Below are 18,551 nucleotides of genomic sequence, written 5' to 3'. Positions count from 1 at the left end.
TCATTCTATAAATAGCATTCTGTTAATCTCCTATATTTTTTATGAAAAGTCTGTGTTTGGACAGATACAACCACTCCAATAACTTTAATATCTAACAGTTAAACGATTCATAGTGATAAGCTCTAAAATTTGCAAAATAATCTAGTTCATGAGATTATTGAAATATGGCTAGCACAAATAGAAACAGTAGTCAACGATAAATAGCAAAAGTTCTTGACAAAGGTCTCATATCTTGGTATGATTATTGTATAGTTTGAAATTAACCAATCAAATTACCCTGCTCTATCGGTCATCCTGACCACCTAGTTACACCTACTCCGTAAGGTGACATCACCACAATCTAACCTTTGCAACTGTGCCTTTACCCAAAGGAATCACAGGGGCAGTTTTCGTGTATCTGCTATATAAGGAAAATTTATATGAACGACATTATTAATAACATTCCCCAGCTCGATGGGGATTACATCCGATACCAACTCAAACGACTTGAGCGAGATGAGATCAAGCGTACCGCTATTGTGAGAACATCATACCGCAACCCAGATGACCTGATCTTGTGTATGCAAAACGACATCATTCTGGCTCTTTATTACCGTCAACAGAAACAGGAGTGAATACTATGAACTTTAAACCAAACAGTACTGAACTTGACCGATTAATGCACCAAGTTCGCCGATTAGACAAGAAACCTTATCAACTAATGAGAGAAGCATTTACCGCTTATATGACAGCATTAGAACAACAAGAAGCAGAGGAGCTTAACAACCATGACCAACAAGTTAAAAATTGATTGGGATAAACTAAAAACTTTCACCCTCATTCCGCTAGAAGTTTCGAGCATTTGCAAATACAACGGTAAGAAGCTCAGCGCAGACCATAAGAATATCTACAGTTACTTTCACAAACTCCAGCATGATGGGAAACTGAACGACACCGGATATGCTAGCTTTGATTCTCTAATGAAAAGGTTTGGTATCGGTTCAAAAGGTAGCTTAACCGGATTCATTAATCACTTGGTTGATGTTGGCTTACTGATAAGACATAAAGAAGGGAACGGAACACGTAACCGATACGAAGTAAAAGACATTGATTTAGAGCTTGCCACCTACCCTAGCAAATCTCATGTAGCAGGTAGTAATAAGAACAAATTCAGTAGTAACAACCTACAAGACAAAAAAGCGAATAACTACCTCTTAGCAAAGAAATACAGAGCAATTCTCAAGGGTGACAAGCTAAAAGCTTTCAATCAATGGATATGGAAAGCGGATCAAGAAGGAGTTCAATTAACCGCACAGGATTACGCTACTTGGTCAAAGAATTACGCCGACACAGAAAAACGTAAGTCACACTTTGAAGATATGACTCCTTGTGACGGCACAGAAAATTATGCAGTTCTAGTCCCAAACTCTGAAGATTTCGACTTAACGCCAGCACCAGACAACTACAGTGATTCATCAGAAGCTAACTACGGTTTCATGAATGATATTAGCCTTGATGGTTGCCCTACTTTCTCTAAGTCCGAGCAAGAGCTGGCAAGCTATGAACAATACTTGTTTATTGATGAAGACACAGCAGAGCGAGAAGAAGATATTACGAATCTTTTCACTAACTCGTATGATGGAAAACCCGAACCAGTTAAACACATGGCACCTGCTGAAGAAGCTGAAGTAATAACAGAGATTGTTGAAACACTAACAGAGGTAACAGCACCTTTGGGTGATAAGTCTAAACTGGTTGGCCTGATCGGAAATGTCGATGTTTCAGATATTAACCTTGACGGTAAAGGGATCGGATACTTTGCAGCACCACTGGCGAAGGGCGAACTCAACCGAACAGATACGCAGCAATATCTCACAGTGATACATACACATTTCTGGGATGACTATTCACCAGATCAAACAACAGTGGAATCTATCTGTAAAAAGCTACTCTGTGAAGTTTGCGGTGACAAATTAGATGATCTCGGTTACTGCTTAAACCGCGATTGTCCTGAACACGAATCAGTAATCCCATTCTAACTAACCCACTTTTAGCGCAACGCTAACACCTTACACAGCCTTTACAGGCTAACCCACAACACTAAAAAACAAACCTGATGCATGCTTTGAGCACAACGTAGGCACTCTAGTGAGCTTTGAAAATGTACCAAAAACAACACAAGAGGAAAATTTTATGAACACTGAATTTCACATTTTAAAACCAGAACAAGATCTTAATACATTATTCATCACACAATCTGAAGCTGTAGCGGAAAAAGTATTTAAAACTTCAACCGTACCTTTACAAATCGCTAGCTTACCAATCACTAATGAAGACACACTAGAACTTGTTGAGTATTTTGATGGTGAATGGATTGACCTTCACGATTACAAATACCCTTGTGAAAAGAATGGTAGTACATACACATATGACATTTTATCAAATGAAGAGTTTCTAGGACTTCTTGTTATGCACCCAAATATTATTAACAAAATGTTCACCATTGATTACTACCAAGATTGTGAAGAAATCACTGAAGAACTAGAGCAAGAATTGTATAAGTTTTTCCTTGAAGAACTGTAAGAAGGCTAAAACTCTCCTTAATACTCTCTCTGCACCACCTTAACACCCATCTAAATAAAACTAATACATTGCCCTCTATACGTGCTTAATCGCTTGTAGGCACGTTCTCGCACGTTATATAGGGCGATGTAACAATAAGGAAATCATAACGTGAAGAAATACCGAATTAGAAAATTAAAACAATCTCGTCGCCGTTTTAACTGTGCAAGGTTGGTGTGAAATGGAAGACTTACACAAAAAGTATGAAATGCTTCTTTCAAAACTAGAGCCAAAGAAACAGGCAAAACTTGAGGAACTAGTTAATGAGTGGCTACCAATCTACAAACAAGATTTAGCTTGTGTCCTAGCTAACACTGATTATGTCATCGAGCAAAGCCCTCAATTGATACCTATGGGTGGTGGATTATCAGTTTCTAAAATAAGGTTTCAGGCTTACCTAAAACACTCACAGACATACAAAACCATTCTTCTAGATGTAGGTTTCAATAGTTATAAGATTAAACCTGAAAAGGCACGAATACCTTATTTAAATAACTGGTTAGAACGTTCTTTATCACCTCCTAAGAGACAAAAACCCGTTAAGACACTGAGTGCAAGGTTCATTAAGATGCTCAAAGACTTCGACGCTGGCGCAGGTGTAGATAAACACATGACAACTTTAACCGAAGTCAACCGATTAATTCCACATATGAAGAATGTTATAAACTGTAAAAGACAGCCTACCGTTTACGATTGGTTTTATAATACTAAGATACCCCATGCTGAACTATGTATTTTAATTCAAGAAACTCATGATCAGTTAACACAAAAATAAGCAATAGTCTATATTATTTTAATGTGTTTACTATACAAATAAATATATTTTTGGTATAATACTTGTATAGAGTGATTTAAAAGACTTCTCTAGTTTTATTCGACATCCTTCCTATGTTTTCGATAAAATTTTCCTTTGTTATCTCTAGTGTTGCAATGCTAAAAACGTTACTCCAAGCGTTTTACTCAACTTATTTTATTAGTGATGAGGCTCCTCCTTTCCTCTATCTAATATAAAGTTGAGGTTTTGCACCATTTAATTGTAGTCAAAAAGTTTACAATTACTCTATACCTTCTAATCACTTCCACAGTGAATTAACAATCTTATACTCTCACTTAATTTAAACCTAATCCAATTTAACAATGGAGGTCAACCCATGCCTAGAAAACGGATTTTATATAGTTCACCCGAAGAACTATTAAATGAATTGATAACCGGAAGTCGTAACATTAAAAATGTATATATCATGCGACTGAGAGCTAGAAATCTATATGAAGATGAAGAGCAATTTGAAATTATCGATGCCGCTTTAAAAATGTATCAAGCTTCTAGAAAAATAAAATCAATCGATTTCTAATCTATCCCCTACCAATAGCAGCAACCCTATAATAATAAAAAGGAAGTAACATGAAGATAACTGAGCTTATCGAACTATACCCACAGTTAAACAAACAACAATTAATTAAATTGAGAAGTCATTTTTACAGCATTAAAGGTCGCTGTAATAGTAAATGTGAACATCATAAACACTATCACGATGTTGATTTTAACTTTACAGACTTAATTAAATTCATCGACTTTATTCTATCTGAAAAATTGAAAGGTCGTGATTACTTTACAATCAAAAATCCACATGTTTGTAGACTCTTCGATAAAGGCGAATATTCCCCGACTAACTGTATTATTCGTAGTAGGAAGCAAAACATTAGAGAAAGTTCTGGATATGAATTCAAGATTTACGACAGTCTGACTGGAAAGGTCGAGTATTTTAATAGTGTTAATCTTTTCTATGAAATCAATAAGCATGTCTTAAACATTTCACTTGCCACCTTATATCGTCGTATAAAAGATAATAAAATTATTACTGTAACCGATGGCGTAACAAGTGGCTATATCAAGATTTCCTACATCAAATAACTATAATAAGGAATATTATGAATTATTTAAGTAAAGCAGTTTTACAAAAACCTCAACTTTGCAGCCTAAGCTTTTTTGAAACAATCGCAGAGGTTATCGAAAATAAAGAGGCGCGCCAACTAGCACTATCTGGTGAAGCATTGAGTTCACCAAACCCATTAAAAGAGAAGTTGGAGCAACAAGGTGTTGGTGTATTGGATATTTCTGGAGTACTAACCGCAAAACCAACACCCTTTCAAGCGTTATGTGGCGGCACTAACTACAGTGATCTAATTGCCAACATGCAAAAACTAGCTGATTCAGGTAAGAAAAAAGTAGTTTTGAATATTAGTTCCGGTGGTGGCGAAGCGTTCAACTGTTTCTACTGTGCCAAACAACTACGAAAAATCGCTGATGCTAACGGTATTAAGTTAACTGCTTGGATTGATGGTGAAGCCTGTAGCGCCGCATACGCCCTAGCCTCAACATCACATGATGTTACTGCAGACCCAGAGAGCTACAGCATTGGATCGGTGGGTGTGGTTATAAAATTGCAAAACGACAGTAAAGCACTAGAACAGCAAGGTATTTCACGTAGCTTCGTATACGCTGGAAATAATAAAATCCCTTATGCAGCCGACGGTAGCTTTAAACAAGAGTTTTTAGACGACTTACAAGAATCAGTAAACGAAACTTACACCAAATTTGTTGAACATGTAGCTAACTATCGTCCACTTAGTAAGCAACAGGTCATTGATACTCAAGCAAAAGTTTACAGTGCTGATAAAGCATTAAGCTTGAAACTTGTCGATAAATTGCTGACTCAAGAAGAGTTTCTAACATACATGCATGGTAATAGCGTATACAGCCATAAACCTACACCAACCGCCAAAGCAACCGCAAGTAATAGCAATACCCCTGCTTTTGATAAAGCCAAAGCTACCGCATTAGCGAGTGTTGCAAAGCCTGTAGTTAAGAGTGAACCAGAACAAGAACTAAGTTACGAGCAAGAGAAATTAGAACACAAACTTAAACTTGAAGCGGCAGTTCGTAGAGCTAAAGAGAAACGAGGTTTGTAATATGGCAGAAGAAACCAAACTAGTTTTACAGAAACTCCGTACTCTCCAATCCCTAATTAAAAAACAAAATAAGGATAACAATAAATGAGCATTGCAACCGACACCTTACCAAATATCCAAACTGTTGAAGAACTTATCAAAGAATATTATCGCACTCAAGTGACTAAACCAGAACAAATTGATCAGGAACGTGTTGATAAGGTGGTTAATTTCAACCTAGCCTCTTATAACCTTCCTTATATCTCCACGTCCGCACCTAAAGCATTTAGTTCACGTAAGGATGAAATTACATACCTTTTAAGTGGTAGCAACCTTGTAAAAGATAATAAACTGTGTGCATATCACCATGAATTTATCCGAGAAGGTTTGCAACACCTTTTAGTGACTCATGATGAATTGTTGAAAGAAGGATATAAAACAGTCTCTAGTCAAGAACACAATTTATTCCATCAATTGAGTGTTAATAAGCTTATCATGAAGAAGCCTGATTGCTTGATTGAGGAAGATATTAAAACTATCAAAGATGAAGTGGAAGAACTTATTAATGAACTTTATGAGATTGAACGTAAAGAAAAAATGGATGCTGTAAAAGCAACGAATTGGGCTCAAAACAAGCATTCTGAACAGAAAGCAGCTTATGATAAAGCTATTGCTGAATTAGCCGCTAGTGAAGCTAATAGCCTAAATGATATGTATGTTAATTTCTCACAATACTTTGATAGCATTGAGTCAAGAGATTATTGGTTCTTTGATGAGTTAAAAGATATGTGTGGAAACGCCTCAAACAAAGATATCGAAGAAGTTCTTACCCATTTAAATTTCACCCCTCTTCGTAAATATCTCGCTGATGATAAACAGCATAAACTTTGGGTGAAAGAAAGTGAAGCTGAAAATCTAGACTATAAGATTATCCAATATAACAAATAAAAATATAACAGCCCCCTTTTTTAACTAAGGGGTTTATAAAAAGCCTATGGAATTTATACAACAATTACCTCCCCTCCTTCTTATCCTCATCCCTATTCTAATTATCAATACCCTATTTGGTAAACCAAAAGAGAAAGATCCTAAAGAGGATTATCGAACAGTATTGAAGAAGATAAAGAAGATTGTGGATGAAGAACTGAGAAAATAAGGAAGATTTATGATTACACCCACATATATTATGGATAACAACCTTGGAAGATTTTACGCCGATGCGTTTACTGAGGTGTTACCCAGTTATCAAGCTAATGCTACCAAATACCCAGTAAGCGATAAGAGCGTTATCACTTCAAATGTAGTTAAGAGCAACCCTACATTATCACTTACCTGTTACGTTGGTAAGAATCCCCTCTCAAATATAAATGGTAATTTGTTAAGTGTTGATGACAAACGCCCTTTGAATGCGCATGAAATTCTACTCAATTGGTTTAATAGAAGCACTAAATTAACGATAGTGAATGAATTTTATAACCTCAAAGATTACGTCATTGTTAAATACACCCCTAAACAAGTTGGGACAACAGATAGTATGCAGTATCGTCTCCTCTTAGAGCATATCCGAAACGTGTCTTATGAGCGAGGCTACTTATTAACCGCAGCAGATGAACAAAAAAGCATTGATGGTCAAAACAAAACTAGCAGCACAAATAACGGCTTTAGTGGGAAGGTGAATAAACTACCTGATTTATATAAAGATGGTTATGTAAATCTCATGGGGTTAGAACAAAAATCGAATGAACAAATTATTAAAGAATTTTTTAACAGAGAAGGTTAATTCATATGGCTCGACAACTTCATAAATTTACAAACACGATTGCATGGAAGCTCGATCGTCCGTCTTGGAATAAGGTTTTAAAAGATAGTAAAAAGCTGGCTCGACAACTCGATCGAGCTAACCCAGAAAACGTTCTTGGTGTTGGTGGTTCTCCTAGAGCTAGGCGACAACGACAACAAGATCAAGATTCTCACATAAAACATTATCGAAAATTACAGCTTGAACAAGAGAAATTCGAAGCTACACAGAAGAAAGTGTTGCTACGATTTGCTCAATCCACAAGTGCAATTCGTGACATGGGTGTTGCTGAGAAGAAAGTTTTACTGAACAAGCTCAAACAAGCTTCAAGCACAGAAGAATTGCTTCACCTTGAGAAACGATTGAAAAACCAAATCTCAGATCGCAACCGCCGCGAGAAACAAAGGACACGAGAACTTGCTAAACAGAGCGCACTTATAACCCATCAGCACAATGAACGCCGTAAGGCGGCAGCGTCATCACTCAAACGTGCTGGTATGGCAGCAGGTGTGGTAGGTGCTGGGTTGGCTACTGTAGGTATGCAACAATCCCTGCAACGAGCTACAGAGTTAGATCAGGCGATTAAAAAGAGTAACTTGGATAGTGAAACCTTCCAGAATTTAGCCGCAGCCTCCAGCCGATTCGGTTTGTCGATGGATCAAGTCGCCAGTAACTACCAAGATTTCGCAGACCGCTTGGGCGAGTTCCGTTTAACAGGTTCTGGAGAATTCAAAGATATCGCAGAATGGTTGCAGCAAAATAGCAAAATAACCACCAAAATGCTGGAAAGTTTAGAGCCATTAGAAGTTATGCACCTGCTCCAGAAGGAAGCAGAGCGAAGGGGCACAGATATGAGAGACTTAACTTTCTTAATGGAATCCTTTAGCTCAGAGGCCATAAATCAGTTCAAAGCAATGAATAACCTAGCGGAGATTCAAGCACAGCGTGAGCGATTCAACCTCAACCTAACACAACAAGATATCGACACACTTGTTAAAGCGCGACAGAACATTACACTCATGGGTGAGGGTTTTTTAAGACTCGCCGATTCCTTCCTTGTAGGTTTTGGTGGTGGTGATATTAACAATGTCATGACTAACCTTAAAGAGTTACAGCCAACATTCCGTAGTCTAGGAGAAAGTGTACGTAGCTTTGTTGATACCACTACCGAGCATGGTGACCAGATTATTACTATTGCTAAAACCCTAGCAAGTATTTGGGTCGGTTCGAAAATCTTTACTGTATTAAGCGGTGGCTTGAGTGTTGTAAATACATTAACAAATGTATTCAAAGGACTGTTTAAACTAATAGGTCGAGCCGCAGGTACATTAGGATTTGGTGGTGCAACAAAAGCCGCAGGTTCTTTAGGTGGTAGTGTTGGAAGAGCAGCCGCAGGTATTGGTGCAAGAGCTAACCCTTATCTAGCTGGTGCTCTCGCCGTTTACGAAGGTCGTCCAGGTGGTTTGTTAGACCCTGCTAATTTCTTTGGTGATAACAAATACACCAAATTCTTAAATACAAATATCTTCGATCTGCTTGGTCGTGCTGGTAAAGAGATTAGTTCAATTCAAACACAACATCAAAAAGTAGATGTAAATCTTCACGTTCGTTCTGATGTTGATAATTCTGGTAACATCATCCCTGTTGTTCGTGGTGAAATTGACCGCGCTGAGGATGATCGAATGGTGGCATTTTATAGCAACCTATCACCTTCAAACTAGAATCTAAGATATGACATTACCCCACCTTATCGGTGGGGTTTTTTATGCTATCGAATACACAAGTTGGGGTACAAATTGGAGTACATCGGTTTAAAACACTATGAAAAATACTTGACCTATATCTCATAGTTGGTAAATTATGCGCTGTTAGCAATAGGCTAACTATCTGATTATCTGAGAGTTATGTAACAACTTAGTAACAACTGAGAAACTTATATAAATCAAAGGTAATTGTTCCGATGAAGACTGCAGGAGAGTGGTTATTAATCAAATTTTAACACTTGATTAGCATAACTCGCCGAAGAATTAACTATTTCAGGTGCTACCTAGGTAGCGGGGACTGTAGTTGGAGGAACCTCTGGAGAGAACCGTTAAATCGGTCGCCGAAGGAGCAAGTCTTGCACTCACGCAAGGTGAAACTCTCAGGCAAAAGGACAGAGGAGTGGAAAGTTACAACCTAACTATTTTGCTTGGCCTTCCCGCCTACAACCAATAGCTTAGTTCTTTTAGAGATCGTTGATCTCGTCCTTTCCCTCTTCTCCTTATTAGTTGTTTTATTAAGGGGAAATCATGAACAACCTACAATCTTTACTACAAACCATCGATAATTTTGTCTGGGGTCCACCGCTGCTTATTTTGCTAGTGGGTACAGGTGTTTACTTCACTTTTAGCCTTGGCTTGATCCAGTTTAAACACCTCCCAACAGCGCTAGCGATGGTATTCAGTAAAGATAAGTCATCTAATACTCAAGGTGACGTTTCTAGCTTTGCAGCTCTTTGTACTGCACTCTCAGCAACAATTGGTACTGGTAACATTGTTGGTGTTGCCACAGCAATCAAACTCGGTGGACCAGGCGCTCTATTCTGGATGTGGCTCGCTGCCCTTTTCGGAATGGCGACTAAATACGCCGAATGTTTGTTGGCGGTTAAGTACCGAAGAGTCGATGATAAAGGCCAAATGATTGGTGGCCCAATGTATTACTTGCAATACGGTGTTGGCTCAAAAGCTCTCGCGATCATGTTTGCAGTGTTTGCTTTGGGTGTTGCTTGTTTTGGTATCGGTACGTTTCCACAAGTAAACGCGATTCTGGATGCAAGTGAGATATCTCTTGGTGTTAACCGTGAGCTATCTGCCTTTGTACTAACTCTTTTGGTTGCTTTCGTAACTTTGGGTGGCATCAAATCCATTGCTAACGTTGCAGGAAAAGTGGTTCCTACCATGGCTGTATTTTATGTGTTGGCGTGTTTAAGCGTGATCATCATGAATGCAGACCAATTGTTCAATGCCGTTGAATTAGTGCTGGTTTCAGCCTTTACATCAACAGCAGCGACGGGTGGTTTTTTAGGTGCAAGCATCATGCTGGCAATCCAATCAGGTATCGCTCGCGGTGTGTTCTCAAATGAATCTGGTTTGGGTAGCGCGCCTATGGCAGCAGCAGCAGCGAAGACAGACTCTTGTGTTAAACAAGGCCTAATTTCAATGACGGGTACCTTTTTCGATACCATCATTATTTGTACCATGACAGGCCTTGCTCTAATCCTGACTGGTGCATGGCAAAGTGACTTTGCAGGTGCCGCGATGACGACTCATGCTTTTGCGGTGGGTTTAAATGCAGATACATTTGGTCCTATGCTCGTCTCAATCGGTTTGATGTTCTTCGCTTTTACCACCATTCTTGGTTGGAACTACTACGGTGAGCGTTGCGTTGTGTTCCTGTTCGGAACTAAAGCTGTGCTTCCATACAAACTGATTTTCGTCGGCTTGGTGGCATCTGGTGCATTCCTTCACCTCGATATGATTTGGCTACTGGCTGATATCGTAAACGGTCTGATGGCAATTCCTAACCTAATTGGTTTGATCGCACTGCGTCACGTCGTACTGGCAGAAACCAAACTGTTCTTTAGCTCAACATCGCAATCAGGTAAAGTTGAAGCAGTGAAAGCTTAGTGAAACGGCAGGTTTGCGGTCACAAACTGTCAGTCACAGAGAGCAAGACACATTAGAAATGGTAAAACACAAAGCCCGCTATTATTTAGCGGGCTTTATTTATCTTCGGTTAAATGGTTAATCTCTCAACCATTGATGCTCAACGTTTTCTCCACGTTCTTCAAAAAACTTCGCATTTTTTTGCTTGAATTGATCCGCTTTCAACTCTGATAGCGGCCAGTCTAAAAATGCTTCTGTTACAAACGAGTCGCCGACACCAACTTCAATCGATTCCAGATGTTTCCCGATGTAGCGATAAAAGTAGCCTTGCCCAAACGCATCGCACACCATAGGTACATGCCTGACACGTTGATGATTGACAGAGACCGAAGCCCAAGTCGTCGTTTTAGGTTCACAGGTTTGCTCTTTTACAACGTCAACCTCAAATTTATTGTCCATAGTTGTCGAAACAAAAACGACAATAGCGTCATGCAAATACACACGCCTGAGCAATAACTGTTTAGTATCTTGAGTTCGCGTTTGTTGTATTCCATTAGCAAAAGGCTCGAAGTAGCCCCAGTGCCAAGACCAGATCATGCCGCGTTGCGCAAACTGTACTTGTGGCCACGTATGCCAAGCAACAGCGGCACCTATCCCCACAATAAATACAGCGAGTAGTATCAACAATCGATAAATATTACGCATTAAACGGGTTTTTCAATTAATAACTTCACACCAAGTGCGACTAATACTGCGCCCGTCGCGCCTTCCATCCACTTCATAAAGCTTGCATTCTTTAGTAGATTTTTAGCCGAGTTGAGCGCGCCAGCTAAACCACACTGCCAAACCATCGCAATAGCAAAGTGTACAGATGCCATCATCATTGATTGAAGCAAGGGTGAACCTTCTGGATTCACAAACTGTGGCAAGAAAGCCAAATAGAAGACCGCCGTTTTCGGGTTCAAGACGTTAGAAAGAAAGCCCTCTCTAAAAGAGCGCTTACCATTAAACACTTCGTGAATCTGCTCGGTCACGGTCAATCCATCTTTCGACGACATTAGCGCTTTTAAACTGCTCAAACCAAGCCAGATAAGATAAGCTGCGCCAATCATTTTTACGATTTGGAACAACTCTGCTGATTGCGCAAGAATCGCCGAGATACCAACCGCAGAAAAAAAAGCATGTACGAATAAGCCAAAGCAAATCCCTAGACTGGTTGTACATCCATCTTTTAGGCCCGATCGGCTAGTGTTACGGATAACAAGTGCAGTATCTAAACCTGGCGTTAACGTTAAAATCGTAATGGCAATAATAAATGCCTCGAAATTCAAAATATCCATATTATCGTGATAATTAATTGTCAATCCTTCATCAATACCGCCAATCCACAAGATTCGCAAGCTTCTTTTTTAAGAGAGCTATACAACTGGGTGAGTTTATGGACAATGGGTTGGAGTTAATTGTTAATTATTAGTAAATTAACGCAGGTTGCTTAGTGCAACACCATATGAAGGACCCGTTATCGGGTGTTTAGGGAAAGAACAAAAGAATAAGAGTAGTCACATGAACGCATTTACAAAACTCGTTGAACATTCCAAAAAAGTGGCAAATTTTGAGCATCTATCAGCCATCATAGATTGGGATCAAGCGGCGGTCATGCCACCTGGTGGCGCTGAAGCACGCTCGAATGCCACGGCAGAGCTCGATGTACATATCCATTCTTTAATGACTCAACCGCACTTGGGAGAGCTTTTCGCTCAGGCAGAAGAAGAGACGCTGTCTACAAAAGAAAAATCTATCCTAAGAGAAATGAAGCGTGGGTGGCAGCAAGCTAACTTACTACCAGAATCATTAGTTCAAGCTCAATCTCTTGCTGGCTCCAAATGTGAACATGCATGGCGTACGCAACGTGGAGAAAATGACTGGGCTGGTTTTGAAAAGAACTGGGCTGAAGTCGTAAAGCTATCGCAGGAAGAAGCGCAAATTAGAGCCGAAGCAAATGGCACGACTCCTTATGATGCCATGCTCGATGTTTATGAACCTGGCACAACGTCTGCGTCGTTAGACATTCTTTTTGCTGACGTGAAAACCTGGCTTCCTACTTTGATCGATGAAGCGTTTGAAAAACAACAATCAGACAACATCTTATTGCCAACTGCACACTACCCTGCGGAAAAGCAAAAAGCGCTCGGTTTGGAAGTCATGAAGCTACTTCAATTCGATTTTGAACACGGTCGACTTGATGAGAGTACCCACCCATTTTGTGGCGGTGTACCGACAGATGTGCGTATTACGACACGTTATAATGAAAACGAGTTTGTCCAATCATTGATGGGAATTGTCCACGAAACTGGCCATGCTCGATACGAGCAAGGGCTACCAAAAGATTTATCAGGAACACCCGCGGGAGAAGCTCGCTCTATGGGTATTCATGAATCACAATCACTCTTCTTTGAAATGCAAATAGGACGAAGCAGCGCGTTTATCGATCACCTCGCTCGACTGGCTTCTAACCATTTTTCTGGTAGTGAATTCGAAAAAGACAATTTAGCCAAAATTTACACTCGCGTAGAAAAAGGCTTTATTCGCGTAGATGCTGACGAACTAACATATCCTGCTCACGTTATTCTTCGATATGAAATTGAGCGAGATCTCATGAACGGCGTCATCAAACATACAGATGTACCAGAACTCTGGAACGAAAAGATGAAAGCGTACTTGGGGCTATCAACCGAAGGAAACTTCAAAAATGGCTGTATGCAAGATATCCATTGGACAGACGGAAGTTTTGGCTATTTCCCGTCCTACACGCTCGGTGCGATGTACGCTGCACAATTTATGGCAGCAATGAAACAAACCGTCGATGTAGATGCGGTTATTCGTTCTGGCGACTTAGCTCCGATATTCAATTGGCTCTCGGAAAACATCTGGAGTAAAGGTAGCTTATTCACCACTGATGAGTTGGTAAAACAAGCCACGGGTGAAACACTGAATGCTAAACACTTTCAAGCTCACCTAAAAGATCGCTACTTATAAAGCGAAACGAATAGAAAGTAAAAGCCCAAGGTTCGTATGTTCCTTGGGCTTTTTTAGTCTCTACATGCTATGCCAAGCTAGGGATGAGCCTAGGCTTGTACAAACAGTCCTCACCCTCTGGTCTAGTTTTAAACCGACGATGAAGCCACATATACTGGCTCGGACTTGCCATGATTGATGTTTCAACTATTTGATTCACGAATGCGGCGGCGCGTTGATGATCCTCTTTCGGGAAACCTTCGACGGGCGCACTAATGGTTAGGGTATAGTGTCCGTCTTTTCCTCTTACCATCGTAAAAGGCACAATGGCGCAATCTGTAGAATCAACCAACAAACTTGTACCTGTCGTAGTACAAGCATTTTTAACGGCAAATAACGGTGCAAATGTCGAGCGTCGGTTACCATAATCATGGTCCGGTGCATACCAAACCCGCTCACCCGTTTTAAGTGCTTCAAGCATGGCTTTGACGTTTTTACGATCAATCAGTGTACGATTAGAGCGAGAGCGTCCCTTATACTGAAAATAATCAAAGCACGGATTATTGTTTGGGCGATAAACACCGGTTCCAGACTTTTTAATGCCAAAAGCTCGAGCACCTAACTCTAGATTCATTGAGTGTACGGCCAACATTAATGCACCTTTGCCTGACTTCTCTAAAGCCTCTAGATGCTCCATGCCTTTTATCGTGACGTGTTTGTTTACCCGTTTATCTGACCAAAACCATGCCATTGCGGTCTCAAAAAGTGCGATGCCAGTATTGTCGATGTTGTCTTTTAGAATTGCTTCGCGTTGGCATTTTTCCATATGAGGGAAGCAAAGCTCAAGATTGCGTCTGATCGTAACTTGACGTTTTCTCATGAATCGCATAGCTAAACGACCAATGTTGCGTCCCAAAGCTAGTTGAACTTTAAAAGGAAGGAGGCTAAGTAAGTACATCACGCTAATGATAATTAACGTTCCCCAGTAACGAGGCAAAAGAAATTCGGCCTTGAATGCAGGCTTTTTGTATTTGTTCATGTAAGTATTGTCAGATGTGCCCATCTATAAGTGATAAAAACAATGATAATGGACTGCACTTTTATCATTGATAACGCTAATAACATAAATTAAAGCGCGCGGATTCTATGGTTCTTCGACACACTACACAATAAGAACTTTGCAGAAATATGTAGGGAATGAAAAGCAGTAAAGATGAGTCGCCACGTTAACATCTATCGGAGTGATTTATCTACTGCCCTTTCCTAAAGTTTGAAGAAACATAACTTTGTATTTTCAATGCGCTAAATAATGTCTATTTTTCAATCACATAATGCGACTGTTATGAATACAACAATAAGACGTCATATCAATACTCGCCATTAGCGATTGAATTTGCACTAAAAAGCCGCAGCAATTTCTCGCAGCGGCTTCTTATTCACTTAACAAGTAGAGTGGCGTTATTCGTGCCCTACAGTTTTGGATAATAAATTTACGATCAACACACCAGCGATGATAAACCCAATACCAACTAGGGCTGGTAAGTCTAGACGCTGTCCGTAAACAAAGTAACCAACCGTCGCAACCAAAACGATCCCAGCACCACTCCATATGGCATAAACAACCCCAACAGGCATTGTTTGCACTGTGACGGAAAGCAAGAAGAAAGCGATGCCGTAACCAATCAAAACGACTGTGCTCGGCATTACTTTCGTAAATTGCTCTGTTTTGGGAATATAAGAAGTGGCAATCACTTCACATACAATCGCGATCGACAGCGCCAACATTGGTGGCATAGAGACAAGCATTTTGAACATAAGGCATTAACGCTCAACAGAAATGTAACCGACAACATGTCCGGATAATTAGGCCGCGCATTATACCCAACTCATCTCACGATGGAATACCACTAACGATGTTTACACACCATCACTTTCGCTTACTTTTTGATGACCAGGTGAAAGGCTGACGTTTTGGTGCTGACGAGAAATTTCAAAGTAGATATGCATATCAATCGGCTCAGGTGTATTGAGTAGCATCTTACCTACTTCACGTTGGAAATGACCATAATTACCTAGCTCATCCGTTAGTTCTAGGAGCTCGTAAGAGGCTTCATCGGCAAACATTCCATACGCATACTGATAATGACTGATATCCTTGCTCTTATCATAACCCAGCTTTTGAAGAGCTTGATCAATCTCTTCCGGCGTATAAATGTCTTTATCACCAAACGAATGCAGTAGCACGCAAGGAACTTCTTGAGCGATGCTCTGAATCTTTGTCTTTCTCTTGAAAATACCGAACATAATGTCCTCCACTGACGATGTTTCCAAATATGCACATTAATGCAAAATGGTGAGCTGATTGTTTTTAGTATGGCTCATTAATTTGAGACTTCCTTACTACGAAGTCACCTTCACATATTAACGTGATCGCATAATTACCAGCAAATAGTACACACTGCGTTTCAAACCTATCTCATCAGAAACTCTGCTTTAGTCACAATTGTGTGACAACCCCGAGTACGGTTTACCATAATGTAAAGAGTAGATTGAAAAGTCGGATTTCGTATCGACATCTAAACTTAATTAAGTTAGCTTTAGAAGTATAGACGTCTATATTGACTATACTTAGGGAGAGAAAGTCGTGCCAATTAGAATTCCAGATCAATTACCAGCTACCGATGTATTAAGGACAGAAAACATCTTCGTGATGAGTGAAACGCGTGCAGCGAGTCAGGAAATACGTCCTTTAAGAGTGCTGATCCTTAATCTGATGCCAAAAAAAATAGAGACTGAAACTCAGTTTCTGCGTCTACTCTCAAACAGCCCACTACAGGTTAACGTCGAATTACTGCGCATTGATAACCGCCCGAGTAAAAATACGCCAACTGAACATTTAGACACGTTTTATCGCCAATTTGAAATGGTGCGAGATAAAAACTTCGATGGCATGATCATTACTGGGGCTCCATTAGGTTTGGTGCAATTTGAAGATGTCATTTATTGGGATCATCTCAAAACCATCATGGAGTGGGCAAAAGATCATGTGACATCCACTCTTTATGTTTGCTGGGCTGCGCAAGCAGGGTTAAAGCTACTCTACGATCTACCTAAAAAAACGCGTAAAGAAAAACTTTCAGGCGTGTATCACCATCAAATCCATCATCAGTTTCACCCTATCTTACGCGGATTTGATGACACGTTTTTGGCTCCTCACTCGCGTTACGCAGATTTTTCGCCTCACTTTCTAGAAGAGCATACTGACTTAGACATTTTAGCGACATCGGATGTCGCAGGTGTGTACTTGGCCACCACAAAAGACAAACGCAATGTCTTTGTCACAGGACACCCTGAGTATGATTCCCACACCTTACATAATGAATATATCCGAGATTTAAGCGAAGGTATGGAGCCCGCTATTCCTGTCAACTATTACCCAAACAACAACCCAGATAACCCACCAATTGCAAGCTGGAGAAGCCATGGGCACCTCCTCTTTTTAAACTGGCTGAACTACTGTGTTTATCAGCAAACACCGTACGACCTCGATCACTTCAGTGAAGATGCTTTCACTAAAGACGATTAGCTTCAAAATAAGCAAACAAAGCACTCATCATTACCGAAATGTAATATGTGAACCAAGCCGCCATATGGCGGCTTTTTCATAACAGTTTGCAAACCTGATCGCATAGTGTTTTTTCCTCAATAGGTTTTTGCTAAGTAATTCATATCATGCAGAAAGATTCAGGGATGTAGGGATAAAGAATGAAAACAGCAAAGCTCGGTGCACTAATATTATTGTCTCAGTTTGCACTCGTGGGTTGCGTGACGGTGAAAGAAGATGGAAGCCCTGTCGTTAAAGCCGATCCTGTGGCAATGGCAGAATCACGTATCGCACTTGGCTTAGGTTATTTAGACGGCGGTAACATGATTCGCGCGCATGATAACTTACAACAAGCCTTAAACCACGCACCTCAATACTATCGCGCGCAATTATCTATGGCTCACTACTACGAAACGGTTGGTGAAGATATTAAAGCCGAACAGATGTATAAACGCTCTCTACGCCAACACACTAAAAACGGAAATGTGCTCAATAACTACGGTACTTTTCTTTGCAAGCGAGGTGACTTCGAAAAAGCCGATCAGATGTTTAATCGAGCCATTGAGCAGCCTTATTACTACCTTATTCCAGCAAGCTATGAGAATGCAGCTTTTTGTGCGCTAAAATCACAAGATAAAGACAAAGCGAGATACTACTTTACTAGAGCTATCGATCATGATCCCCATAGACCAAAATCGATTTTGCAACTCGCTAAAATAGAAATTGATAGCGGTGATTATACTGAAGCTAGAATTCGATTAATGAGATTCAATCAAATGTATGGCGTGAAGAAGCCCTCTTTGCAACTCATGATTCAACTTGAACGTGCAGCAGGCAATGAAGCTCTCGAGAAAAAGTATCAAAAACAATTGGAAAAATTTTCTTAGTACAAAATAGCGATACATAAGGCGCATTAGCTCACAGCCAATACAGCGCT

20 protein-coding genes and 1 riboswitch are annotated in these 18,551 nt (G+C 40.1%); of the genes, 15 read left to right on the top strand and 5 right to left on the bottom strand.

Features of this window, described 5'->3' with window-relative positions; all coding sequences use genetic code 11:
- Nucleotides 1–419: 419 nt before the first annotated feature.
- From R7R78_RS01365 to R7R78_RS01310, 12 genes are all read left to right on the top strand, one after another.
- Nucleotides 420–614, top strand: a complete 195-nt coding sequence (locus R7R78_RS01365) for a hypothetical protein (RefSeq protein WP_225472868.1) — start codon at nucleotides 420–422, stop codon at nucleotides 612–614.
- A gap of 5 nt (nucleotides 615–619) precedes the next feature.
- Nucleotides 620–790, top strand: a complete 171-nt coding sequence (locus tag R7R78_RS01360) for a hypothetical protein (protein ID WP_153645749.1) — start codon at nucleotides 620–622, stop codon at nucleotides 788–790.
- The gene (locus tag R7R78_RS01355) at nucleotides 768–2,018 is read left to right on the top strand and encodes a hypothetical protein (RefSeq protein WP_052708201.1); all 1,251 of its coding nucleotides are present in this window, start codon (nucleotides 768–770) and stop codon (nucleotides 2,016–2,018) included. The genes R7R78_RS01360 and R7R78_RS01355 overlap by 23 nt, the downstream gene beginning before the upstream one ends.
- 109 nt (nucleotides 2,019–2,127) lie before the next feature.
- Nucleotides 2,128–2,562 carry a hypothetical protein gene (locus tag R7R78_RS01350; protein ID WP_318119319.1) on the top strand — a complete coding sequence of 145 codons (435 nt, stop codon included), beginning with the start codon at nucleotides 2,128–2,130 and terminating at the stop codon, nucleotides 2,560–2,562.
- A gap of 220 nt (nucleotides 2,563–2,782) precedes the next feature.
- Nucleotides 2,783–3,376: a hypothetical protein gene (locus R7R78_RS01345; RefSeq protein WP_225472866.1), complete on the top strand. Its 594-nt coding sequence runs from the start codon at nucleotides 2,783–2,785 to the stop codon at nucleotides 3,374–3,376.
- A 376-nt stretch (nucleotides 3,377–3,752) separates the two neighbouring features.
- The gene (locus R7R78_RS01340) at nucleotides 3,753–3,953 is read left to right on the top strand and encodes a hypothetical protein (protein ID WP_193285748.1); all 201 of its coding nucleotides are present in this window, start codon (nucleotides 3,753–3,755) and stop codon (nucleotides 3,951–3,953) included.
- Between the two features lie 50 nt (nucleotides 3,954–4,003).
- Nucleotides 4,004–4,513 (top strand): hypothetical protein, encoded by a 510-nt coding sequence (locus R7R78_RS01335; protein ID WP_225472864.1) that lies wholly within the window; start codon nucleotides 4,004–4,006, stop codon nucleotides 4,511–4,513.
- Nucleotides 4,514–4,530: 17 nt separating this feature from the next.
- Nucleotides 4,531–5,571 carry a S49 family peptidase gene (locus tag R7R78_RS01330; RefSeq protein WP_225472863.1) on the top strand — a complete coding sequence of 347 codons (1,041 nt, stop codon included), beginning with the start codon at nucleotides 4,531–4,533 and terminating at the stop codon, nucleotides 5,569–5,571.
- An 84-nt stretch (nucleotides 5,572–5,655) separates the two neighbouring features.
- Nucleotides 5,656–6,498: a hypothetical protein gene (locus tag R7R78_RS01325; protein ID WP_225472862.1), complete on the top strand. Its 843-nt coding sequence runs from the start codon at nucleotides 5,656–5,658 to the stop codon at nucleotides 6,496–6,498.
- Nucleotides 6,499–6,715: 217 nt separating this feature from the next.
- Nucleotides 6,716–7,330 carry a phage baseplate protein gene (locus R7R78_RS01320; protein WP_225472861.1) on the top strand — a complete coding sequence of 205 codons (615 nt, stop codon included), beginning with the start codon at nucleotides 6,716–6,718 and terminating at the stop codon, nucleotides 7,328–7,330.
- Nucleotides 7,331–7,335: 5 nt separating this feature from the next.
- Nucleotides 7,336–9,069, top strand: coding sequence for a hypothetical protein (locus R7R78_RS01315; protein WP_225472860.1), 1,734 nt, complete (start codon nucleotides 7,336–7,338; stop codon nucleotides 9,067–9,069).
- Nucleotides 9,070–9,417: 348 nt separating this feature from the next.
- Nucleotides 9,418–9,517, top strand: a riboswitch (glycine riboswitch).
- 122 nt (nucleotides 9,518–9,639) lie between these two features.
- Nucleotides 9,640–11,016, top strand: a complete 1,377-nt coding sequence (locus R7R78_RS01310; RefSeq protein WP_104975278.1) for an alanine/glycine:cation symporter family protein — start codon at nucleotides 9,640–9,642, stop codon at nucleotides 11,014–11,016.
- Between the two features lie 117 nt (nucleotides 11,017–11,133).
- Here R7R78_RS01310 and R7R78_RS01305 read toward each other — a convergent pair whose 3' ends face one another.
- Both R7R78_RS01305 and R7R78_RS01300 read right to left on the bottom strand, forming a co-directional pair.
- On the bottom strand, nucleotides 11,134–11,700 hold the full coding sequence (locus R7R78_RS01305) for a hypothetical protein (RefSeq protein WP_005385713.1): 567 nt from the start codon (nucleotides 11,698–11,700) through the stop codon (nucleotides 11,134–11,136).
- Nucleotides 11,700–12,335, bottom strand: a complete 636-nt coding sequence (locus R7R78_RS01300) for a LysE family translocator (RefSeq protein WP_017820932.1) — start codon at nucleotides 12,333–12,335, stop codon at nucleotides 11,700–11,702. The genes R7R78_RS01305 and R7R78_RS01300 overlap by 1 nt, the downstream gene beginning before the upstream one ends.
- 223 nt (nucleotides 12,336–12,558) lie before the next feature.
- On the opposite strand from R7R78_RS01300, the gene R7R78_RS01295 reads away from it, so the two are divergent.
- Entirely contained in the window at nucleotides 12,559–14,031 is a 1,473-nt protein-coding gene (locus tag R7R78_RS01295; protein ID WP_225472859.1) for a carboxypeptidase M32, read from the top strand.
- Nucleotides 14,032–14,098: 67 nt separating this feature from the next.
- Here the strand turns inward: R7R78_RS01295 and R7R78_RS01290 are convergent, their stop codons facing one another.
- The 3 genes from R7R78_RS01290 to R7R78_RS01280 form a co-directional block, all read right to left on the bottom strand.
- Entirely contained in the window at nucleotides 14,099–15,049 is a 951-nt protein-coding gene (locus R7R78_RS01290; protein ID WP_137281935.1) for an LpxL/LpxP family Kdo(2)-lipid IV(A) lauroyl/palmitoleoyl acyltransferase, read from the bottom strand.
- A 419-nt stretch (nucleotides 15,050–15,468) separates the two neighbouring features.
- The gene (locus tag R7R78_RS01285; RefSeq protein ID WP_069593657.1) at nucleotides 15,469–15,804 is read right to left on the bottom strand and encodes a DMT family transporter; all 336 of its coding nucleotides are present in this window, start codon (nucleotides 15,802–15,804) and stop codon (nucleotides 15,469–15,471) included.
- 123 nt (nucleotides 15,805–15,927) lie between these two features.
- Nucleotides 15,928–16,314, bottom strand: a complete 387-nt coding sequence (locus R7R78_RS01280) for a DUF6559 family protein (protein WP_005377791.1) — start codon at nucleotides 16,312–16,314, stop codon at nucleotides 15,928–15,930.
- Between the two features lie 340 nt (nucleotides 16,315–16,654).
- Here R7R78_RS01280 and metA point away from each other — a divergent pair, with 340 nt between their 5' ends.
- On the top strand, nucleotides 16,655–17,596 hold the full coding sequence (metA, locus tag R7R78_RS01275; protein ID WP_005377792.1) for a homoserine O-acetyltransferase MetA: 942 nt from the start codon (nucleotides 16,655–16,657) through the stop codon (nucleotides 17,594–17,596).
- Between the two features lie 179 nt (nucleotides 17,597–17,775).
- Complete coding sequence (gene pilW / locus R7R78_RS01270) at nucleotides 17,776–18,501, top strand: type IV pilus biogenesis/stability protein PilW (RefSeq protein WP_017820928.1); 726 nt, start codon at nucleotides 17,776–17,778, stop codon at nucleotides 18,499–18,501.
- The last annotated feature ends 50 nt before the right edge of the window (nucleotides 18,502–18,551 follow it).

The organism is Vibrio sp. 2134-1 (assembly GCF_033339495.1).
This window is presented reverse-complemented; position numbering and strand designations above follow the sequence as displayed.